The 21304-nt window shown below is 70.8% G+C and carries 15 protein-coding genes; 12 read left to right on the plus strand and 3 right to left on the minus strand.

Translation table 11 applies throughout. The features are described from left to right. Positions 1–13: 13 nt before the first annotated feature. Positions 14–1645, plus strand: coding sequence for an L-glutamate gamma-semialdehyde dehydrogenase (pruA, locus tag AC5677_RS27505; RefSeq protein ID WP_497190607.1), 1632 nt, complete (start codon positions 14–16; stop codon positions 1643–1645). 414 nt (positions 1646–2059) lie between these two features. After that, positions 2060–2191: a hypothetical protein gene (locus AC5677_RS27510; protein ID WP_403502025.1), complete on the plus strand. Its 132-nt coding sequence runs from the start codon at positions 2060–2062 to the stop codon at positions 2189–2191. Positions 2192–2249: 58 nt separating this feature from the next. Here the strand turns inward: AC5677_RS27510 and AC5677_RS27515 are convergent, their stop codons facing one another. Continuing rightward, positions 2250–3845, minus strand: coding sequence for a purple acid phosphatase family protein (locus AC5677_RS27515; protein WP_497190608.1), 1596 nt, complete (start codon positions 3843–3845; stop codon positions 2250–2252). 129 nt (positions 3846–3974) lie between these two features. Between AC5677_RS27515 and AC5677_RS27520 the strand changes: the two genes are divergently transcribed. Both AC5677_RS27520 and AC5677_RS27525 read left to right on the plus strand, forming a co-directional pair. Next, positions 3975–5015: a 3-isopropylmalate dehydrogenase gene (locus AC5677_RS27520; RefSeq protein WP_497190609.1), complete on the plus strand. Its 1041-nt coding sequence runs from the start codon at positions 3975–3977 to the stop codon at positions 5013–5015. 298 nt (positions 5016–5313) lie between these two features. Then, positions 5314–6417 carry a branched-chain amino acid aminotransferase gene (locus tag AC5677_RS27525; RefSeq protein ID WP_497190610.1) on the plus strand — a complete coding sequence of 368 codons (1104 nt, stop codon included), beginning with the start codon at positions 5314–5316 and terminating at the stop codon, positions 6415–6417. 88 nt (positions 6418–6505) lie between these two features. Here the strand turns inward: AC5677_RS27525 and AC5677_RS27530 are convergent, their stop codons facing one another. Next, positions 6506–7948, minus strand: coding sequence for a cytosine permease (locus tag AC5677_RS27530; RefSeq protein ID WP_497190611.1), 1443 nt, complete (start codon positions 7946–7948; stop codon positions 6506–6508). Positions 7949–8276: 328 nt separating this feature from the next. Between AC5677_RS27530 and ureA the strand changes: the two genes are divergently transcribed. The 6 genes from ureA (at position 8277) to cimA (ending at position 16147) form a co-directional block, all read left to right on the plus strand. Then, positions 8277–8993 carry an urease subunit gamma gene (gene ureA / locus AC5677_RS27535; RefSeq protein ID WP_497190612.1) on the plus strand — a complete coding sequence of 239 codons (717 nt, stop codon included), beginning with the start codon at positions 8277–8279 and terminating at the stop codon, positions 8991–8993. Continuing rightward, positions 8960–10702 (plus strand): urease subunit alpha, encoded by a 1743-nt coding sequence (locus AC5677_RS27540; protein WP_497190613.1) that lies wholly within the window; start codon positions 8960–8962, stop codon positions 10700–10702. Before ureA ends, AC5677_RS27540 begins: the two co-directional genes overlap by 34 nt. Before the next feature lie 78 nt (positions 10703–10780). Continuing rightward, a complete protein-coding gene (locus AC5677_RS27545; RefSeq protein ID WP_497190614.1) occupies positions 10781–11821 on the plus strand; it encodes an agmatine deiminase family protein in 1041 nt (346 codons plus the stop codon). A gap of 37 nt (positions 11822–11858) precedes the next feature. Then, positions 11859–12473 carry a TetR/AcrR family transcriptional regulator gene (locus AC5677_RS27550; RefSeq protein WP_497190615.1) on the plus strand — a complete coding sequence of 205 codons (615 nt, stop codon included), beginning with the start codon at positions 11859–11861 and terminating at the stop codon, positions 12471–12473. A gap of 485 nt (positions 12474–12958) precedes the next feature. After that, entirely contained in the window at positions 12959–14239 is a 1281-nt protein-coding gene (locus AC5677_RS27555) for an MFS transporter (RefSeq protein ID WP_497196779.1), read from the plus strand. A gap of 282 nt (positions 14240–14521) precedes the next feature. Beyond that, on the plus strand, positions 14522–16147 hold the full coding sequence (gene cimA, locus AC5677_RS27560) for a citramalate synthase (protein WP_497190616.1): 1626 nt from the start codon (positions 14522–14524) through the stop codon (positions 16145–16147). Positions 16148–16237: 90 nt separating this feature from the next. On the opposite strand, the gene AC5677_RS27565 is transcribed toward cimA, so the two are convergent. Then, positions 16238–16858 carry a YceI family protein gene (locus AC5677_RS27565; protein WP_497190617.1) on the minus strand — a complete coding sequence of 207 codons (621 nt, stop codon included), beginning with the start codon at positions 16856–16858 and terminating at the stop codon, positions 16238–16240. A 211-nt stretch (positions 16859–17069) separates the two neighbouring features. On the opposite strand from AC5677_RS27565, the gene AC5677_RS27570 reads away from it, so the two are divergent. Together AC5677_RS27570 and AC5677_RS27575 are read left to right on the plus strand one after the other, a co-directional pair. Further along, positions 17070–19493: a polysaccharide lyase 8 family protein gene (locus tag AC5677_RS27570; RefSeq protein ID WP_497190618.1), complete on the plus strand. Its 2424-nt coding sequence runs from the start codon at positions 17070–17072 to the stop codon at positions 19491–19493. A gap of 186 nt (positions 19494–19679) precedes the next feature. Beyond that, the gene (locus AC5677_RS27575; RefSeq protein WP_497190619.1) at positions 19680–21263 is read left to right on the plus strand and encodes an acyl-CoA carboxylase subunit beta; all 1584 of its coding nucleotides are present in this window, start codon (positions 19680–19682) and stop codon (positions 21261–21263) included. The last annotated feature ends 41 nt before the right edge of the window (positions 21264–21304 follow it).

Consider the following 21304-nt stretch of genomic DNA (forward strand, 5'->3'; position numbering starts at 1 on the left):
AGACACCGCCGCCATGGACGCTGTGACCCAGGTCCCCGTGCCGGTCAACGAGCCGGTTCACACCTACGCCCCCGGCAGCGCGGAGCGCAGCCGCCTGGAGGCCAAGCTCAAGGAGCTGGCCGACAACCCGATCGAACTGCCGATGACCATCGGCGGCGAGCGGCGGATGGGTGGCGGCGAGCGCTTCGACGTCGTGCAGCCCCACAACCACGCCGCCCGGCTCGGCACCTACGCCAACGCCACGGTCCAGGACGCCCAGGACGCGGTGGACGCCGCGCTGGCCGCCGCCCCCGCCTGGCGCGCGATGTCCTTCGACGACCGCGCCGCGATCATCCTCCGGGCCGCCGAGCTCCTCTCCGGCCCCTGGCGCGAGACGATGGCCGCCGCCACCATGCTCGGCCAGTCCAAGACCGCCCAGCAGGCCGAGATCGACACCCCCTGCGAGCTGATCGACTTCTGGCGCTTCAACGTGCACTTCGCGCGCCAGATCCTCGCCGAGCAGCCCCCCGCGAACTCCCCCGGCGTCTGGAACCGCTCCGACCACCGCCCCCTCGAGGGCTTCGTCTACGCGATCACGCCCTTCAACTTCACCGCGATCGCCGGCAACCTCCCGACCGCCCCCGCCCTGATGGGCAACGTCGTCGTCTGGAAGCCGTCCCCGACCCAGACCTACGCCGCCGTGCTGCTGATGCAGCTGCTGGAGGAGGCCGGGCTGCCCAAGGGCGTCATCAACCTCGTCACCGGTGACGGCAAGGACCTCTCCGAGGTGGCCCTGACCCACCCCGACCTGGCGGGCATCCACTTCACCGGTTCGACCAAGACCTTCCAGTACCTGTGGAAGACGGTCGGCATCAACATCGAGAACTACAAGACCTACCCGCGCCTCGTCGGCGAGACCGGCGGCAAGGACTTCATCGTCGCCCACCCCTCGGCCGACCGCGCCGTGCTGAAGACCGCCATGACCCGTGGCGCCTTCGAGTTCCAGGGCCAGAAGTGTTCCGCCGCCTCCCGCGCCTACGTGCCGGCGTCCGTGTGGAACGCGGGCTTCAAGGAGGAGTTCGCCGCCGAGGTCGAGTCCCTCACCATGGGTGACGTCTGCGACCTGGCGAACTTCATGGGCGCCGTCATCGACGACCGCTCCTTCGCCAAGAACAAGGCGGCCATCGACCGTGCCAAGGCCGACCCGACCGTCGAGGTCGTCGCCGGCGGTACGTACGACGACAGCAACGGCTACTTCGTCCGTCCGACGGTCCTGGTCTCCACCGACCCGGAGAACGAGATCTTCAAGGACGAGTACTTCGGCCCGATCCTCGGCGTCTACGTCTACGACGACGCGAAGTACGACGAGATGCTGGAGCAGATGGAGTCCGCCTCGGCCTACGGCCTGACCGGCTGCGTCATCGCCCAGGACCGCGCCGCGGCCGCCGCCACCTGCGAAAAGCTTCGCTTCGCGGCCGGCAACTTCTACATCAACGACAAGCCCACCGGCGCCGTCGTCGGCCAGCAGCCCTTCGGCGGCGGCCGCGCATCCGGCACCAACGACAAGGCCGGCGCCAAGCAGAACCTGATGCGGTGGACGTCCACCCGCTCCATCAAGGAGACGCTGGTGCCGCCGACCGACTACCGGTACCCGCACATGGGCTGACGGCCCGCGCACACGCCGACGGCCCGGCACCCTCTCGACGGGGGTGCCGGGCCGTCGGCGTTGCGCCGGCCGGGCTGCTCCGCTCCCGCACGGCAACCGTCGCCCGCGGGTCGGTGTTCTTCCTCATGTGCGGCACTCGAACGGCGCAAACGGCGGCCGAGCGCCCCTCGCCCCAAGGCCACGCAGTGGCGTCCGTCTCAGATAGTAGGAAGCCCAAGTAATTGTGCAGACATCACGGCCGAGCTGTCCTAGCTTTGTAGAAGCCGAACGTATCGCTCGATCGAGCGAGGCGGATGCGGCCCGGCGCGCCCATGCAGGTGATCCCTGCCGCGCCGCGGCCCCCGCCCTTTCCGGCCGTGTCTGCATCGACGCACCCCTCAAGCTCTCGGGGCTTTGGCATTGGAGACGTGAATCATGGCCGAGACCGCCGTCCGCAGGACCCGTCACTCCGCCCGTACGACCAACGAAGCCGACCGCCGGGCCGCCGCGGCCGCCCTCCAGCGGGCGCTCGACCGCCGCGACAACGGCGGCGCCACGGGGCACTGATGCCCCGAGCCCGCCCCCCACGGCGCGCTCAGGGCTCAGCTCCTGCCCGCGGCCGCGCCTAGCGCGTCACCTCGAAGTGGTCCACGCGCTCGCCCGACTCGGCGAGCGCGGTGACCTTCATACGGGGGCGGTGCCCCGGCTCGACCTCGACCGCGAGGAACGAGAAGCCGGTGTAGCGCACCCGCGACCACTCCACGGTGTCCACGGCCTTGGTGCGGTCCTTGGTCCAGTGGTACGTCTTCACCTCGTCGAGGTCCTTGACATGGCCCTCGTAGCTGTCCGGCACGGGGAAGTCGTACAGCGCCTTGCCCGCGCCGCCCGCGGTGACGTAGACGATGCCCTCGCGCGAGGAGTCCACCCGCTCGCCGATCGGCACCTTCTTCGAGACCCGGCCGCCCTTGATGGCGTCGGTGCGCTCATAGACGTGGTTGTGGCCGTTGACGACCAGATCCACCTGGTGCTTCTCGAAGAGCGGCAGCCAGGCGTCGCGCACTCCGCCGTCCGACGCGTGCGAGTTGGTGGTGGAGAAGGCGCAGTGGTGGAAGAAGACGACGATGAAGTCGATCCCGTCCATGGCGCGCAGTTCGCCCAGCCGGCGGTCCAGCCAGCGGGTCTGCTTGCCGTCGGTGTAGCCCTGGTTGGCCGGGATCTCGTACGAGACGTCGTTGGCGTCGAGGGCGACGACGGCGACGTTGGAGTAGGTGAAGGAGTAGACGCCGGGGGCGTTCTCGGCGTCCGGGCCGGTGCCGGGCAGCGTCCAGCGGGCGTTCTGGCCGCCGTAGCCGTTGGGGGAGTACCAGGCCTCCATGTCGTGGTTGCCGGTCGTCACCATCCACGGCACGGTCTTGGCCACCGACTCGGTCTGGGCGAGGAACTGGTCCCAGACGCGGGCGTCATAGGTGTCGTGGTCGGAGCCCTGGCCGTCCGGGTCGGCATAGCAGATGTCGCCCGCGTGCAGGTGGAAGGACGGGTCCTGACCCAGGATCAGCTGGTCGTTGGCGAGCGCGTGATAGCTGACGCCCTGGTCGCCGAAGGCGGTGAAGACGAACTTCCGCGCGCGGGCCGGGGCCGTGCGGAAGGTGCCGACGGTGCCGAAGTGCCGCGGGTCGGCCGGGTCGAAGCCGTCGTGGCCGACGCCGTAGTAGTAGGTGGTGCCCGGCTGCAGCCCGTCGAGCGCCGCGTGCAGGTAGTACTGGTCGACGGCCGGCAGCTTCGAGGAGAGCGCGGGGGTGTGCAGATCGCGCACCTCGGCCTGGATCTTGCGCCCCAGGTCCCAGGGCTTGAGGCCCACCCGCAGATACGGCCGCTTGACCGCGAACGGCACCTGCCAGGCCACCCGCATCTGGGTCCTGGGGTCGCCGCCGAAGGCCAGGTGGCGGCCGAAGGGCGCGACCAGCGCACCGTCGACGACGGCGGTGGCGCCCGACGTCAGCAGGGTGGGGGAGACGGCCTGGGCCGAACCGGCCAGCAGACCGGAGCCCGCGACCGCGCCCGCGGCGGCGGCCGAGGTCCGCAGCAGACCGCGGCGGGTCAGCTTCGTACGGAGGTATTCATGCTGCTCGGGCATGCTCATCCGGGCCGCGAGCCGCTCCGGTATACCGACGCGGGGGAGGTGCGAGGGCTGGGGGCCGGCCCCCTGGGAAGGTGCAGTCATGCCGTTGAATTTCGCAGCGCCCGTCGACCGGAGTGGGGCGTACGGATGAACGGCAGCTGACCGGATTCCCATGTGTCCGCATGACGGACGTTACGTGTCAATCAATGGGACGGAGAGTAGGGTCCAGACATGTCTCGCAGCATTCGCCTCGCAGTGATCCCCGGTGACGGTATCGGCCAGGAAGTCGTGGCCCAGGGCCTGAAGGTCCTGACCTCCGTACTCCCGCAGGACGTCAAGCTGGAAACCCAGGAGTACGACCTCGGGGCCAAGCGCTGGCACGAGACCGGCGACACGCTCCCCGACGCCGAACTGGAGTCGCTCAAGCAGCACGACGCGATCCTCCTCGGCGCGATCGGCGACCCGTCGGTCCCCTCCGGCGTGCTGGAGCGCGGTCTGCTGCTCAAGCTCCGCTTCGCCTTCGACCACTTCGTCAACCTGCGTCCCTCGAAGCTGTTCCCGAACACCGCGACCCCGCTCGCCGGCCGCCCCGAGATCGACTTCGTCGTGGTCCGCGAGGGCACCGAGGGCCCGTACACCGGCAACGGCGGCTCGCTGCGCACGGGCACCCCCGCCGAGGTCGCCACCGAGGTCAGCCTCAACACCGCCTACGGCGTGGAGCGCGTGGTCCGGGACGCCTACGAGCGCGCCAACGCCCGCCCCCGCAAGAAGCTGACGCTCGTCCACAAGAACAACGTCCTGGTCTACGCCGGCCACATGTGGAAGAACATCTTCGACCGGGTCGGCAAGGAGTACCCCGAGGTCACCACCGACTATCTGCACGTCGACGCCGCGACGATCTTCTTCGTCACGCAGCCCGAGCGGTTCGACGTGATCGTCACCGACAACCTCTTCGGCGACATCCTCACCGACCTCGCCGCAGCCGTCACCGGCGGCATCGGCCTGGCCGCCTCCGGGAACATCAACCCCACCGGCGAGTTCCCCTCGATGTTCGAGCCGGTGCACGGCTCCGCGCCGGACATCGCGGGCACGGGCAAGGCCGACCCGACGGCGACGATCCTCTCCGTCGCCCTGCTGCTGCGCCACCTCGGCTACGAGAGCGAGGCCGCGCGCATCGAGCAGGCCGTCGCGGCCGACCTGGAGGCCCGGGACGGCACGGCCCGCAGCACGGACGAAATCGGCGACGCCCTCGCCGCGCGAGTAGCGGGCTGAGGCCCTCAGCAGCGCAATCAGGCAGTACGGACAGCGCCGGGCCCCGAGGGGTTCCGGCGCTGTCCGCATTCCGGTCGCCGTCCCGCCCTGTGCTACCGCCGGGTTGGATGCGACCATCGGACCCGGAGACCGTGCACAGGTGTACGGCGGCGGACCCCCCCGAGCGATAATCGGACGCGGGGCCGTCGTCCGCGAGGAAACTCGGACGTCCCAGTAACGACCGGTACGTCAAGAGACCGTCGTACGCGGCCGCCACCAACCGCACCGGTGCGGAACACGCAGTGAAGGACACGCATTCATGACGACGCCCACGATCGAGCTCAAGCCCTCCTCGCACCCGCTGTCCCAGGCGGAGCGGGAGCAGATCCTGGCCGCTCCCGGCTTCGGCCGCCACTTCACCGATCACATGGTGACGATCAAGTGGACGGAAGGCCGCGGCTGGCACGACGGCCAGCTCGTGCCGTACGGGCCGCTCGCCCTCGACCCGGCGACCAACGTCCTGCACTACGCGCAGGAGATCTTCGAGGGCCTCAAGGCCTACCGCCAGCCCGACGGCTCCGTCGCCACCTTCCGCCCCGACGCCAACGCCCGGCGCTTCCAGGCCTCGGCGCGCCGGCTGGCCATGCCGGAGCTGCCCGTCGAGACCTTCATCGAGGCCTGTGACCTGCTCGTCCAGCAGGACAAGGACTGGGTGCCCGCGCACGGCGGCGAGGAGTCGCTCTACCTCCGCCCGTTCATGATCGCGACCGAGGTCGGCCTGGGCGTGAAGCCCGCCAACGAGTACCTCTTCGTCGTCATCGCCTCGCCCGCCGGCGCGTACTTCGCCGGCGGCGTCAAGCCGGTCTCCATCTGGCTGTCCGAGGACCGGGTGCGCGCCGTCCCCGGCGGCATGGGCGACGCCAAGACCGGCGGCAACTACGCCGCATCGCTGCTCGCCCAGGCCGAGGCCGCGGTGCACGGCTGCGACCAGGTCGCCTACCTCGACGCCGTGGAGCACAAGTGGGTCGAGGAGCTCGGCGGCATGAACCTCTACTTCGTCTACGAGGACGCCGCGGGCGGCGTCAAGATCGTCACCCCGACGCTTACCGGCTCCCTCCTCGCCGGTGTCACCCGTGACTCCCTGCTGTCCGTCGCCCGCGACCTGGGCTACGCCGCGGAGGAAGCCCGGGTCTCCATCGGCCAGTGGCGGTCGGACACGGAGAACGGCACCCTCACCGAGGTCTTCGCCTGCGGCACCGCCGCCGTGATCACCCCGGTCGGCACGGTCAAGAGCGCGGGCGGCGAGTGGACCCAGTCCGGCGGCGAGCCCGGCAAGGTCACGCTGAAGCTGCGCGAGACGCTCCTGGACATCCAGCGCGGCATCGCCCAGGACGAGCACGGCTGGATGCACCCCCTCGGCTGAGCCCCGCGCCCGCCCGTACCGGTCCGTACACGACTGAGGCCGCCCCCGACATCGCGTCGGGGGCGGCCTCAGTCGTGTGTACGTCGGCTCAGCCGACCTCCACGGGGGCCTCCGCGGCGCCCCCGGCAGCGGCCCGGAGCGCCGGGACCGGGCGCGGCTGGCGGGCGACGAGAGCCAGGTAGGCGACGGCGGCCACGGCGGCGGCGAGCAGGAAGCTGCAGTCGATACCGCCCGTGTAGGCCAGCAGCGGCCCGTTGTAGAACGGCACGTCCACGGCCATCAGACCGACCGCCGAGCCGATCGCCCAGGCGATGGTGGCCTGGACGTTCCAGCCCGCCCGGAACCAGTACACGCCGCCGACCGTGCCGCGGTTGTAGACCTGCAGCGAATCCGGGTCGTAGCTGCCGCGGCAGCGCACGAAGCCGATCACGGTGATGACCGCCCACGGGGTGCCGATGGCGGTCATCAGGAGGACGAAGGACGTCATCGCGTCCTGCGCCTCCCACAGGAAGTGACCGGCGAAGACCAGCAGGGTCGAGATCCCGGCGACGACGTAGGTGGCCTGGGTACGGGTGGCCTTCGGCAGGATCGCGTCCAGGTCCAGGCCCATGCTGTAGAGCATCAGACCGGAGTTGCCGACCGACCCGGCCGAGGCGTTGACCAGCAGCAGCGCGAGGTACCAGAAGGGCGCGCCGGCCACCAGCGGGCCCGCGTAGTCGTCGCCCGCGCCGACCGCGAGGGCGCTGAACGTACCGAAGAGCTGCGGCACCAGCAGACCGAGCACCAGGCCGACGTACGTGGCCCCGAAGACCTTCTTCGAGCTGTGGCGGCGCGGCGAGATGTAGCGGCTGTAGTCGCCGAGCAGGGTGATGAAGGCGATCGGGCCGCTCAGACCGGCGGAGACCGCGGACAGCAGCCAGGTCTGCCAGTAGCCGCCGAGCGCGTAGGGGACGCCGTGCACGGCGGCGGTGGTGAAGTGCGGCAGATAGGCGATCACGCCGACCGCGAGCAGGACCGTCAGGCCGATGGTGAGCACCTTGCTCAGCTTCAGCAGCACCTTGTAGCCGTAGACCGCGCCCACGGCGGTGGCGCCGGCCAGCAGCGCGTAGACGAGGGCGTACGAGACGCCGCCGGCCGGCAGGCCGACGAGGCGGTGCAGGGTGCCGACCATCGCATCGCCGCCGACCCACAGGGTCAGCGCGGTGTAGCCGAGCGAGAGCAGCAGCCCGATGATCGAGCCGATGAGCCGGCCGCGGACGCCGAAGAACGCGCCGCTGCTGGTGGACAGGTTCGTCGCGCTGCGCAGCGAGACGAGTGCGAGCGGTGCGGTCAGTACGGCGCCGACGAGGGTGCCGGCCGCGAGGGAACTGATCGAACCCCAGAAGTCGAGCCCGAAGGAGACCGGGAGCCAGCCGAAGATCACCACGCCGAGGGCGAGGTTCGAGCCGAGCAGGATGGAAATGAGGTCTCGAGGACCGCTGGTGCGTTCCTCGTCCGGGATCGTGTCGACTCCGCGTTGTTCGATCGGCATGAGGCTCCCCTGAGAGGCCGGAACAGTGTGATTTCGGTGCTCGGTGGCTGCTTTGTGCAGTGCTCCATGAGCGGCGCACGCCCGGGGGTTTCGGGCGGTATCGGGTGGTGTTCTTCGCGATCACTGTGGTGGTGATCGCCGTGGTGCTCGTGCCGGAGATCGATGTGTGGATCTTTGAGTGGCGTTCTATGCGGCTCGCCGAACGCCTTCGACTTAGAGCAGCGCTCAATGTGACTCATGAACGGGCTCCAGGTCAATGCTTTCTTCTTGACTTTTTGAGAGTTAGAGTGGTGCTCTAATCAAGTCATCGAGCTGGAGGTGCGACGGGATGCGGCTGACCCCCACGGAACGCGACCGGCTGCTGCTCTTCAATGCGGCACAGCTGGCGCGCGCTCGCCGCGACCGCGGACTGAAGCTGAATGTGCCTGAGGCGACCGCGTTGATCGCGGACACAGTCTGCGAGGCGGCGCGGGACGGGCGCCGCCTCGCTCAGGCCATCGAGGCGGGCCGCAGCGTGCTGGGCCCGGACGATGTGCTGCCGGGCGTGGCCGATGTGGTCGGCGATGTGATGGTCGAGGCCGTCTTCGACGACGGCTCCCGCCTCGCGGTGGTCACCGACCCGATCCGTGGCGGCGCGCCCGAGGCGGAGCCCGCCGGCGACGCGGACGAGACCGCGGTGCCCGGCGCGGTGCTCCCCGGCCCCGCCGACCCCGAGCCGGTCCCCGCGGTGACGCTGACCGTCCACAACACCGCGAGTGTGCCGATCAGCGTCACCTCCCACTTCCACTTCTTCGAGGCCAACCCGCGGCTGGACTTCGACCGCGCCGCTGCCTACGGCATGCGGCTGTGCGTCCCGGCCGGCTCGTCCGAGCGGTTCGACGCGGGCGGCACCCACGAGGTGGGTCTGGTCCCGATCGGCGGCGCCCGCATCGCGATCGGCTTCGCCGGTCTGGTCGACGGCCCGCTGGATGCACCGGGAGCAAAGACAGAAGCGCTGCGGCGGGCCGTCGCATGCGGTTACCTGGGAGCGGAGGAGCAGGCGTGACTGGCAGCATCGACCCTCAGGAGTACGCCTCGGTGCACGGCCCGCGGGCCGGCGACCGGGTCGTCCTCGGTGACTCGGGCCTGGTCGTCCGCGTCGAGTCCGACTCCCAGAAGCACGGCGACGAATTCCTCGCCGGCTTTGGCAAGACCGCGCGCGACGGACTCCACCTCAAGGCCGCGTCGCTGCGCGAGACCTGCGATGTGGTGATCAGCAACGTCCTGGTCATCGACGCGATCCAGGGCATCCGCAAGACGTCCATCGGCATCCGCGAGGGCCGCATCCACGCGATCGGCCGGGCGGGCAACCCCGACACCCTCGAAGGCGTCGACGTCGTCGTCGGCACCGGCACGTCCATCGTCTCCGGTGAGGGCATGATCGCCACCGCCGGGGCCGTCGACACCCACGTCCACCTCCTCTCGCCCCGCGTCATGGAAGCCTCCCTGGCCTCCGGCGTGACGACGATCATCGGCCAGGAATTCGGCCCCGTGTGGGGCGTCGGCGTCAACTCCCCGTGGGCGCTCGGCCACGCCTTCAGCGCCTTCGACGCCTGGCCGGTCAACATCGGCTTCCTCGGCCGCGGCTCCTCCTCCGGCGAAGCACCGCTGGTCGAGGCGCTGGCCGAGGGCGGTGCCCTGGGCTTCAAGGTGCATGAGGACATGGGTGCGCACGCCCGTGCCCTGGACACCGCGCTGCGCGTGGCCGAGGAGCACGACGTGCAGGTGGCGCTGCACAGCGACGGCCTGAACGAGTGTCTCTCCGTCGAGGACACCCTGCGGGTGCTGGACGGCCGCACCATCCACGCGTTCCACATCGAGGGCTGCGGCGGCGGTCACGTCCCCAACGTGCTGAAGATGGCGGGTGTCCCCAACGTCATCGGCTCCTCCACCAACCCCACTCTCCCCTTCGGGCGGGACGCGGTCGCCGAGCACTACGGCATGATCGTCTCGGTCCACGACCTGAAGACCGACCTGCCGGGTGACGCGGCGATGGCCCGCGACCGGATCCGGGCCGGGACGATGGGCGCGGAGGACGTGCTGCACGACCTCGGGGCGATCGGCATCACCTCCTCCGACGCCCAGGGCATGGGCCGCGCGGGCGAGACCGTACGCCGTACCTTCGCGATGGCCGGGAAGATGAAGGCCGAGCTGGGGCCCCTCCTTCCCCATGACGGGGGGAACGGCGACGGAGCCCACGACGACAACGCCCGCGTCCTGCGCTACATCGCCAAGCTCACGATCAACCCCGCCATCGCCCACGGCCTCTCGCACGAGATCGGCTCGATCGAGGTCGGCAAGATGGCCGACATCGTGCTCTGGTCGCCGCGGTACTTCGGCGCAAAGCCCCAGCTGGTGCTGAAGTCCGGCTTCCCCGCCTACGGCGTCACCGGCGACCCGAACGCCGCCACCGACACCTGCGAACCGCTGGTGCTCGGCCCGCAGTTCGGCGCCCACGGCGCCACCCCCGCCGAGATCTCCGTCGCCTTCGTCTCGCGCGCCGCGGCCGAGGGCGGGATGGACGGCATGCCCACCCGCCGCCGTCGCGTCGCCGTCCGCGGCACCCGCGGCATCGGCCCCGCCGACCTCATCCACAACTCCCGCGTCGGACAGGTGCAGGTGGACGGCAGCAGTGGTCTGGTCACCCTCGACGGCGACCCGATGCGCTCCGACCCGGCCGACACCGTGTCGCTGTCGCGCCTGTACTTCCTGTGACAGCACCGGCCGTCACCCCGTGACGGCCGGTACGTCCCCCCGCTCCGACCCGCCCCGCTCACCTTTCGAGGACCCCACATGAACACTCCCGTCGCCGACGGCTTCTCCATGCCCCCGGAGTGGGCACCGCACGAGCGCACCTGGATGGCCTGGCCCAGCCCCAACTTCACCTTCGGTGAGGAGGGCGGCGAGACGCTCGCCGAGGCCCGCGAGGCCTGGGCCACCGTCGCCCGCGCGGTCCGTCGGTACGAGCCGGTCACCGTCGTGGCGGGCCCCGGCCAGCTGGACGGCGCCCGCGCCCTGCTCGGCGACGACATCGAGCTGGTCGAGCGGCCGCTGAACGACGCCTGGATGCGGGACATCGGCCCCACCTTCCTCACCGACGGCAAGGGCAACCTCGCCGCCGCCGACTGGGTCTTCAACGGCTGGGGCGCCCAGGAGTGGGCCCGCTGGGACCTCGACGAGAAGATCGCCGAGCAGGTCGCGGGCCTGGCCGGCGCCCGCCGCTACGCCACCGACCTGGTCAACGAGGGCGGCGGCATCCACGTCGACGGCGAGGGCACCGTCCTGCTCACCGAGACCGTCCAGCTCGACCCGGGCCGTAACCCCGGCCGCTCCCAGGCGGAGGTCGAGGCCGAGATCCACGCACACCTCGGCACCACCAAGGCGATCTGGCTGCCGCGCGGCCTGGCCGCCGACTACGGCCAGTTCGGCACCCGCGGCCACGTCGACATCGTCGCCGCCTTCGCCCGCCCCGGCGTCGTGATGGTCCACACCCAGCCCAACCCGGACCACCCCGACCACGCGATCTGCAACGAGATCGTCAAGCTGCTGCGCTCCTCGACCGACGCCAAGGGCCGCCAGCTGGAGGTCGTCGAGATCCCCGCGCCCACCGTCATCGAGGAGGACGGCGAGCTCGTCGACTACTCCTACATCAACCATCTCCAGTGCAACGACGGCATCGTGCTCTGCGCCTTCGACGACCCGCGCGACGAGGAGGCGGCCGCCATCTTCCGCCGCCTCTTCCCCGGCCGGACCGTGACCCTGGTGGACGCCCGTACGATCTTCGCAGCGGGTGGCGGTATCCACTGCATCACCCAGCAGCAGCCCAAGGTCTGAGCCACGCCAGACCCCGCCGTCCCCGGAGGTCCCCCTCGTGCCCGGTCCCGCACCTGCGCGCCGTCCCCGGCGGCGGCTCAACCAGCCACGTGAACAGGTGCTCGCCGCGGCGATGGCCACCATCGCCGCGGAGGGCCTGGACCGGCTGACCATGGCCGGCCTGGGCCGCGAGGTCGGCATGAGCAGCGGCCACATCCTGTACTACTTCGGCACCAAGGACGAGCTGCTCCTCCAGACCCTCCAGTGGAGCGAGGAGCAGCTCGGCGCCGAACGCCGGGCCGCCCTCTCCCGCCGCGTCCCGGCCCGCGAACGCCTGGACGCCCTCGTCGACCTCTACCTCCCCGAAGGCCACCGCGACCCGCGCTGGACCCTGTGGCTGGAGGTCTGGAACCGCTCCCAGAACGCCGACGACAACGCCCGCGAACGCCAGCTCGACCTCGAACTCGCCTGGCACCGCGACCTCGTCGCCCTCCTGGTGGAGGGCACCTCCAAGGGCGAATTCAACCCCGTCGACCCCGAACGCTTCGCCACCCGCACCCGCGCCCTCCTCGACGGCTTCGGCACCCACCTGGTGGTGGGCCTGCCGGGCACCGACCGGGAACTGGTGGGTCGGCATGTGGCGGAGTTCCTGGACGAATCGCTGAACCCCTGAGAGGCCGAAGGCCGCGTCGAAACTTCGCTGTCTCCGGCGGATAGTTGGGCAGCGCGCTGACCTCCCCGTCCGCCAGGCGCCGGCCCGTCATGTCCGGCGTGATGAAGATCCGGTACACGGTTTCCCGCTTGCCCTCCGGCGTCCGGTACGGCATGGAGTCGCTGTGATCGCCGTAGGCGGCGGAGATCCCCGTTGCCAGGGTCGCCGACTGCAGGTAGCGAAGCGGCCGGCCACCGCGTGCACGTACGCCGTCGCCGGTTCCGGGGCGCGGCCTGTCCCCGCCGCGTACGCAAAGCACGTAAGTACGCTCGATCGTTGCCCGCCGTGCTCTTGTCAGTCACACTCCGGATCGGCGACCGTAACCGCTGGTCGGTCGATCGATCCGGGGACATGAGGAGGCTGCCGTGGCGCAGGGTGCGGGGGAGCGGGACGTGAGCGGTGACACCGCCAACTGGCGGAAGATCTGGGTGGGTTCGGCCGGAAACATGGTCGAGTGGTTCGACTGGTTCGTCTACGCCAGCTTCGCGGTCTATTTCGCGGACTCGTTCTTCCCGAAGGGGAATGACACCGCGAACCTCATGAACACCATGGGGATCTTCGCCGTGGGCTTCTTCATGCGGCCGGTCGGCGGCTGGGTGCTGGGGCGGGTCGGGGACCGGCGGGGACGGAAGGCGGCGCTCACGCTGACCGTCACGCTGATGTCCGCGTCGGCGATCCTGATCGCCGTCGCGCCCACGTACGCCGTGGCCGGATACGGCGGCGTGGCCGTTCTGCTGATCGCGCGAATGCTTCAGGGGCTGTCCGTCGGCGGGGAGTACGCGGCCAGTGCGACGTATCTGACGGAGGCGTCCGCGCCCGGCCGGCGCGGCTTCGCGTCCAGCTTCCAGTACGTGTCCATGACCGCGGGGCAGCTGCTCGGCCTCGGTCTGCAGATCGTGCTCCAGCGCACCATGTCGGAGGACGCGCTGCACAGCTGGGCCTGGCGGATCCCGTTCATCGTGGGGGCGCTCGGGGCCGGCATCGTCTTCTATCTGCGCCGCAACATGCTGGAGACCGAGGTCTACGCCGAGGACGACGGCGCCAACTCCGACCCGGACCGCGGCACCATCAAGGCGCTGCTGGCCCACAAGCGCGAGGCGCTCCTGGTCATCGCGCTGACCATGGGCGGCACGGTCGCCTACTACACGTACACGACGTACCTCACCAAGTACCTCTCCAACAGCGCCGGGCTGGACAAGCCGACCGCCTCGCTGGTCAGCTTCTGCGCGCTGTTCGTCTTCATGTGTCTGCAGCCGCTGGCCGGGAAGCTGTCCGACCGGATCGGCCGGCGTCCGCTGCTGATCACCTTTGCGGTCGGCTCGACGTTCCTGACCGTGCCGATCATGACGCTGCTGCGGCACGCCGGGAGTTTCTGGCCGGCGCTCGGACTCTCGCTGCTCGCGCTGGTCGTGGTCACGGGCTACACCTCCATCAACGCCTGTGTGAAGGCCGAGCTGTTCCCGACCGGCATCCGAGCGCTGGGCGTCGCCCTGCCGTACGCCATCGCCAACGCGCTCTTCGGCGGCACCGCGGAATATGTCGCCCTGTGGTTCAAGGACGGCGGCATCGAGTCCGGCTACTACTGGTACGTGGCGGGGTGCGCCGCCGTTTCGCTGATCGTCTACGTGACGATGCGCGAAACGCGCGACATCGATCTGCATCGCGTCGGCAAGGGCGGCAAGGCCACCAAGGGCACCGCCGAGGACGAGCCGCTGCTCGCATCCTGAGACGAGCCGGGCCGCGGGGGCGGTGGTGTGCCAGACTGCCCCCGTGCTCTCGTTCGCCATGATTATTGGCAGCAGGCGCGCCGGTCCGCAGTGACCGCCCCGTACGAACCGAGTACGGCGCGGCCCTCGTCGTCCCAGACCCGCGCGCAGACCTCTCGCACCCGCGAGAGGTTTTTTCGTTTCCGGCCCACCCGTCGCCGGAGGCGGAGCGCGAGGGACCATGGAGGGACGGTGGAACCGGTCATTCCGGTAGACCGAGACCCGACAGGAGCCAGACCAGCAATGACGGACGTACCCGAACACGCCGTGTCCGACGAATTCCATGTGTTCGACACGACGCTGCGCGACGGCGCGCAGCGCGAGGGCATCAACCTGACCGTCGGCGACAAGCTGACCATCGCCCGGCACCTGGACGACTTCGGCGTGGGCTTCATCGAGGGCGGCTGGCCCGGCGCCAACCCCCGCGACACCGAGTTCTTCGAGCGGGCCCGTACGGAGATCGACTTCCGGCACGCCCAGCTGGTCGCCTTCGGCGCCACCCGCAAGGCCGGTGTACGCGTCGAGGACGACCCGCAGGTCGCCGCCCTCCTGGACTCGCAGGCCCCGGTCATCACGCTGGTCGCCAAGTCCCATGTCGGTCATGTGGAACTGGCGCTGCGCACCACGCCGGAGGAGAACCTCGCGATGGTGCGGGACACCGTCGCCTATCTGCGCTCCCAGGGCCGCCGGGTCTTCCTGGACTGCGAGCACTTCTTCGACGGGTATGTGCTGGACCCGGTGTACGCCAAGCAGGTCGTGCGCACCGCGAGCGAGGCCGGCGCGGACGTCGTGGTGCTGTGCGACACCAACGGCGGGATGCTGCCGGCGCAGGTCACCGCCGTCGTACGGACCGTCCTCGCGGACACCGGCGCGCGGCTGGGCATCCACGCCCAGGACGACACGGGCTGTGCCGTCGCCAACACCCTCGCCGCCGTGGACGCGGGCGCCACCCACGTCCAGTGCACCGCCAACGGCTACGGCGAGCGGGTCGGCAACTCCAACCTCTTCCCGGTCGTCGCCGCGCTGGAGCTCAAGTACGGACGGCGGGTCCTGCCGGAGGGCAAGCTCGCCGAGACCACCCGGATCTCGCACGCGATCGCCGAGGTCGTCAACCTCACTCCCTCCACCCACCAGCCCTACGTCGGCGTCTCGGCCTTCGCCCACAAGGCTGGGCTGCACGCCTCCGCCATCAAGGTGGACCCGGATCTGTATCAGCACATCGATCCCGCGCTGGTCGGCAACACCATGCGGATGCTGGTCTCCGACATGGCCGGGCGGGCGTCCATCGAGCTCAAGGGCAAGGAGCTCGGCATCGATCTGAGCGGCGACCGCGAGCTGGTCGGCCGGGTCGTGGCGCGGGTCAAGGAGCGGGAGCTGGCGGGCTACACGTACGAGGCCGCCGACGCCTCCTTCGAGCTGCTGCTGCGGGAAGAGCTGCTGCGGGCCGGGTCGGGCGGGAAGGCGCCGCGCTACTTCACCGTCGAGTCGTGGCGGGCGATCGTCGAGGACCGCCCCGACGGCACGCACGCCAATGAGGCGACCGTGAAGGTGTGGGCCAAGGGCGAGCGGATCGTCGCCACCGCCGAGGGCAACGGCCCGGTCAATGCGCTGGACCGGGCGCTGCGGGTGGGCCTGGAGCGGATCTACCCGCAGCTCGCGCACCTGGAGCTGGTGGACTACAAGGTCCGCATCCTGGAGGGCGCCCAGGGCACCGGGTCCATCACCCGCGTGCTGGTCTCCACCAGTGACGGGCAGGGCGAGTGGTCGACGGTCGGCGTCGCGGAGAACGTGATCGCGGCGTCGTGGCAGGCGCTGGACGACGCGTACGCCTATGGGCTGCTGCGGGCCGGGGTGGAGCCGCAGGAGTAGCACGCGGGCGCGGGCGCGAGCCGCGCCGCGGAGGAACGCGAGGGCCCCGGCAGCTGTGCCGGGGCCCTCGCGTCGCTGTGTCTGCGGCCGTCAGGCGCGGACCGCGGAGATGTCGAAGGTGAGCTTGACCTTGTCGCTGACCATCACGCCGCCGGCCTCCAGCGCGGCGTTCCAGGTCAGGCCCCAATCGGAGCGCAGGATCTCGGCGCGGCCCTCGAAGCCGACCCGCTCGGCGCCGTAGACGTCGGTGGCCGAGCCGTGGAAGTCCAGGTCGATGGTGAGCGGCTTGGTGACGTCCTTGATGGTCAGGTCGCCGGTGATGCGGAATCGGTCGCCGGAGATCTGCTCGGCGGCGGTGCTGCGGAAGCTCATCAGCGGGAAGGCCTCGGCGTCGAAGAAGTCGGCGCCGCGCAGATGGGCGTCGCGGTCGGCGATGCCGGTGTCGACGGCGGCGGTCTTGATGTCGAGGGTGGCGGTGGAGCGGGCGGGGTCGGTGCCGTCGAGGCGCAGGCGGCCCTCGTGCTCGCCGAAGGTGCCGCGGACGTTCGTGACCATGGCGTGCCGGACGGTGAAGCCGATGCTGCTGTGGGCCGGGTCGATGGTGTAGTCGCCGGTCAGTGCGGCGAGCGCGGGGTCCGCCACCGGGGCGGCAGCGGGGGTCGTGGCGCCGGCGGGGGCGGCGTTGCGCTTGGTGCGGGTGAACAGAGCCATGGCTCCTCCTCGGTAGCGAAGGGTTGATTTAACGTTCAACGAGATTGAGCGTAGCAGATTTAGTTCAAAGTTCAACCTATTGGTTTTTCGGGTGGCTCCGGACGCCGTTCCGGCGCGGTCATTGCCGCCGCGCACCGGCCGTGCTAGACCGTCCGAACGCCCTCAAGTGCTCAGCGCCACAGCCTCGTTGATGCCGTCGAGAGGACCGACCGTGCCGAGAGACCCCGCTCCGTCCGCCTGGTCCCGCCGAGGTTTCCTCGCCGTCTCGACGGCGGGGGCACTGGCCCTCTCGCTCCGCGCCGGCTCCGCGTACGCCGCGCCCGACGACGAGTACGCCGCCCTCCGCGCCCGCTGGGTCGACCTCACCCTCGGCACCGGCTTCGACCCCGCGGCCGCCCCCTACGCCGCCGCCCTCAGGGAAACCGGCGACCTCGCGGACCGCTTCCGTACCGCCATGCGGCCCACCGGCGCCTCCCTCTGGCCCGACTGCCCCTACGACCCGCCGTCCGGCATCACCCGCAGCTACGGCCGGCTGAACACCATGGCCCAGGCGTACGCCCAGCCCGGCACCGGCCGCACCGGCGACCCGGACCTCGCCGCCGACGTGATCGCCGGCCTCGACCACCTCGACACCACCGTGTACAACACCCGCACCACCCGCTACGGCAACTGGTGGGAGTGGCAGATCGGCACCCCCAGACTCCTCCTCGACACCCTCGCCGTCCTCGACCAGCGGATGACCGGCGGCGACGGGCCCACCGACGCCCTGCGCGCCCGCTGCCTCGCCGCCGTCGACCACTTCGTCCCCGACACGATGCTCGGCGACTACACCGGCACCAGCACCGGCGCCAACCGCGTCGACCTCTGCCGCGTCGTCGCCCTGCGCGGCATCCTCGGCCGCGCCCCCGCCAAGATCGCCCTCGCCCGCGACGCCCTCTCCCCGGTCTTCCCGTACGTGACGAAGGGCGACGGCCTCTACGCCGACGGGTCCTTCGTCCAGCACACCTGGGTCGCCTACTCCGGCACCTACGGCTATGTCCTGCTCGACGGCCTGGGCCGGCTGTTCACCCTGCTCGACGGCTCGTCCTGGCAGGTCACCGACCCGGCCCGGGGGATCGTCCTCGACAGCGTGGAGCGCGCGTACGCGCCCCTGCTCCACAACGGTCTGATGATGGACTGCGTCAACGGGCGCGCCATCAGCCGCGGCTACCTCCGCGGCGACGAGCGGCACATCATGCGCAGCGACCACTTCCACGGCCATGCGCTGATCGCCGCCGTGGCCCTGCTCGCCGAGGCCGCCGGCGACACGGAACGGTCCCGCTGGCACGGCATGATCAAGGGCTGGATCGCCCGCGACCGCACGCTGCCCGTGCTCACCGACCGGCAGTACACCGTCGCCGACCTGGCCCGCCTCGCCGCCATCGACGACGGCCCGGCACCCGCCGCCCCCGAACCCGTCGGCCACCGCCTCTTCCCCGCCATGGACCGCGCCGTCCACCGCCGCCCCGGCTGGGCCGCCGGCCTCGCCATGGCCTCCGACCGCATCACCTACTACGAGAACGGCAACGGCGAGAACCCGCGCGGCTGGCACACCGGCGCCGGAATGCTCTCCTGGTGGGGTGCCGACTTCGGCGGCGACCAGTACACGGACGCCTTCTGGCCCACCGTCGACCCCTACCGGCTGCCTGGCACGACCGTCTCCACCAAGCGGCTGGCCGACAACGAGGGCGGCGGCTGGGGCGAACCGAAACCCGCGGTGCGCTGGGTGGGCGGCACCACGGACGGCACCTTCGCGGCCATCGGGCAGGACCTGCGGGGACTGTCCTCGACCCTCACGGCCAAGAAGTCGTGGTTCTTCCTGGCCGACGCCGTCGTCTGCCTCGGCGCGGGCATCACGGCACGGGACGGCGTCCCCGTCGAGACCGTCGTCGACAACCGCAGGCTGGGGCAGCCGGACGCCGCCACGCTCACCGTCGACGGCGTACCGCAGCCCGAAGCCCTCGGCCGTGCCGTCCGCCACCCCCACGCCCGATGGGCCCACCTCGCCGGACACGGCGGCTATGTCTTCCCGGTCTCCCCGGGCGGCGCCCCGCTGACCGTACTGCGCGAAGCCCGCACCGGCTCCTGGCACGACATCAACACCGGCTCCGACCCGGCCCCGCTCACCCGCCGCTACCTCACCCTCTGGCACGACCACGGCACCGACCCCACCGACGCCCGCTACGCCTATCTCCTCATGCCGGGCGCCACCCCGCGCACCCTCGCCGCCCGCGCCGCCGACCGGCACTGGGTGAGCGTGCTCGCCAACGACGCCACCCGTCAGGCCGTCACCGTGCACTCCCTCGGCGTAACGGCCGCCAACTTCTGGCGGGCCGGGCATGCGGGGGAGCTCACCAGTGGCGGCCCGGCGAGCGTCCTGGTACGCGCGGGACACCGCGGACGGACCGCGACGCTCTGTGCCGCGGCCCCCGAGCGCACCGGCGCCCCGCTGGAGCTCACCTGGTCCCGGCCGGTCCGCGCGGTCCTCGCCCACGACCCGTCCGTCGAGGTCCTGGCCACCGCGCCCGCCCTGCGCCTGCGCATCACCCCCGGCACCGCCTGCGCCACCCACACCTGCACCGTCGCCCTGGGCTGACCGGACCGGCACCCGCCCCGGCCTTTGTCGGCCTCATACAGTCGGAGTACGGCACCGCCACCCGTTCGGGGGGCCGGACGCGCAACGCATACAGCGCGATTCTGTGCTGCCTGCCCACGAAATCGGACCCGACGTTGTACGAAACCAACATCGGTGCGGCGGGGTCCGCCCACGTACCGTCGATACATGACCACTGTCGAAGATGCGCCCGCCGGTGCCAACGACGCCCGCGGGCGCGTCGCCGAACTGCACGCCATCCGTGAGCAGGCCCGGCGAGGCCCGAGCGAGCGGGCCACCGAGGCCCAGCGCGCCAAGGGCAAGCTCACCGCCCGCGAGCGGATCGACCTCCTGCTGGACGAGGGTTCGTTCAACGAGGTCGAGCCGCTGCGGCGGCACCGGGCGACGGGCTTCGGCCTGGAGGCCAAGAAGCCCTACACCGACGGCGTCATCACCGGCTGGGGCACGGTCCACGGCCGGACCGTCTTCGTCTACGCCCACGACTTCCGGATCTTCGGCGGCGCGCTGGGCGAGGCGCACGCCACCAAGATCCACAAGATCATGGACATGGCCATCCAGGCCGGTGCGCCCCTGGTGTCCCTGAACGACGGCGCGGGCGCCCGCATCCAGGAGGGCGTCTCGGCGCTCGCCGGTTACGGCGGCATCTTCCAGCGCAACACCAAGGCCTCGGGCGTCATCCCGCAGATAAGCGTCATGCTCGGCCCCTGCGCCGGCGGCGCCGCGTACAGCCCCGCCCTCACGGACTTCGTCTTCATGGTCCGCGAGACCTCGCAGATGTTCATCACGGGCCCCGACGTCGTCCGCGCCGTCACCGGCGAGGAGATCACCCAGAACGGCCTCGGCGGCGCCGATGTGCACGCCGAGACCTCCGGCGTCGCCCACTTCGCGTACGACGACGAGGCGACCTGCCTGGAGGAGGTCCGCTACCTCCTCTCGCTCCTCCCGTCCAACAACCGGGAGAACCCTCCGACGGTCGACTGCGAGGACCCGGCCGACCGCTCCGGCGACGCCCTGCTCGACCTCGTGCCCGCCGACGGCAACCGCCCGTACGACATGCACAAGGTCATCGAGGAGATCGTCGACGACGGCGAGTACCTCGAGGTCCACGAGCGGTGGGCGACCAACATCGTCTGCGCGCTCTCCCGCCTCGACGGCCGGGTGGTCGGCATCATCGCCAACCAGCCCCAGTCGCTGGCCGGCGTCCTGGACATCGAGGCCTCCGAGAAGGCCGCCCGCTTCGTCCAGATGTGCGACGCCTTCAACATCCCGCTCATCACGCTGCTCGACGTCCCCGGCTTCCTGCCCGGCGTCGACCAGGAGCACGGCGGCATCATCCGCCACGGCGCCAAGCTGCTGTACGCGTACTGCAACGCCACCGTCCCGCGCATCTCCATCGTGCTGCGCAAGGCCTACGGCGGCGCCTACATCGTCATGGACTCCCAGTCCATCGGCGCCGACCTCACCTACGCCTGGCCCACGAACGAGATCGCCGTCATGGGCGCGGAAGGCGCCGCCGGCGTCATCTTCCGCCGGCAGATCGCCGACGCCGAGGACCCCGACGCGATGCGCGCGCGGATGGTCAAGGAGTACAAGTCCGAGCTGATGCACCCGTACTACGCGGCCGAGCGCGGTCTGGTCGACGACGTCATCGACCCGTCGAACACCCGTGAGGTGCTGATCCGCTCGCTGGAGATGCTCCGCACCAAGCACGCGGACCTGCCCGCCCGTAAGCACGGCAACCCGCCCCAGTAGTCATCCGCCTGTCGCGACGACGCAGAATCGAGAAGACGACC

It is taken from the genome of Streptomyces sp. JLSY215 (assembly GCF_059682825.1).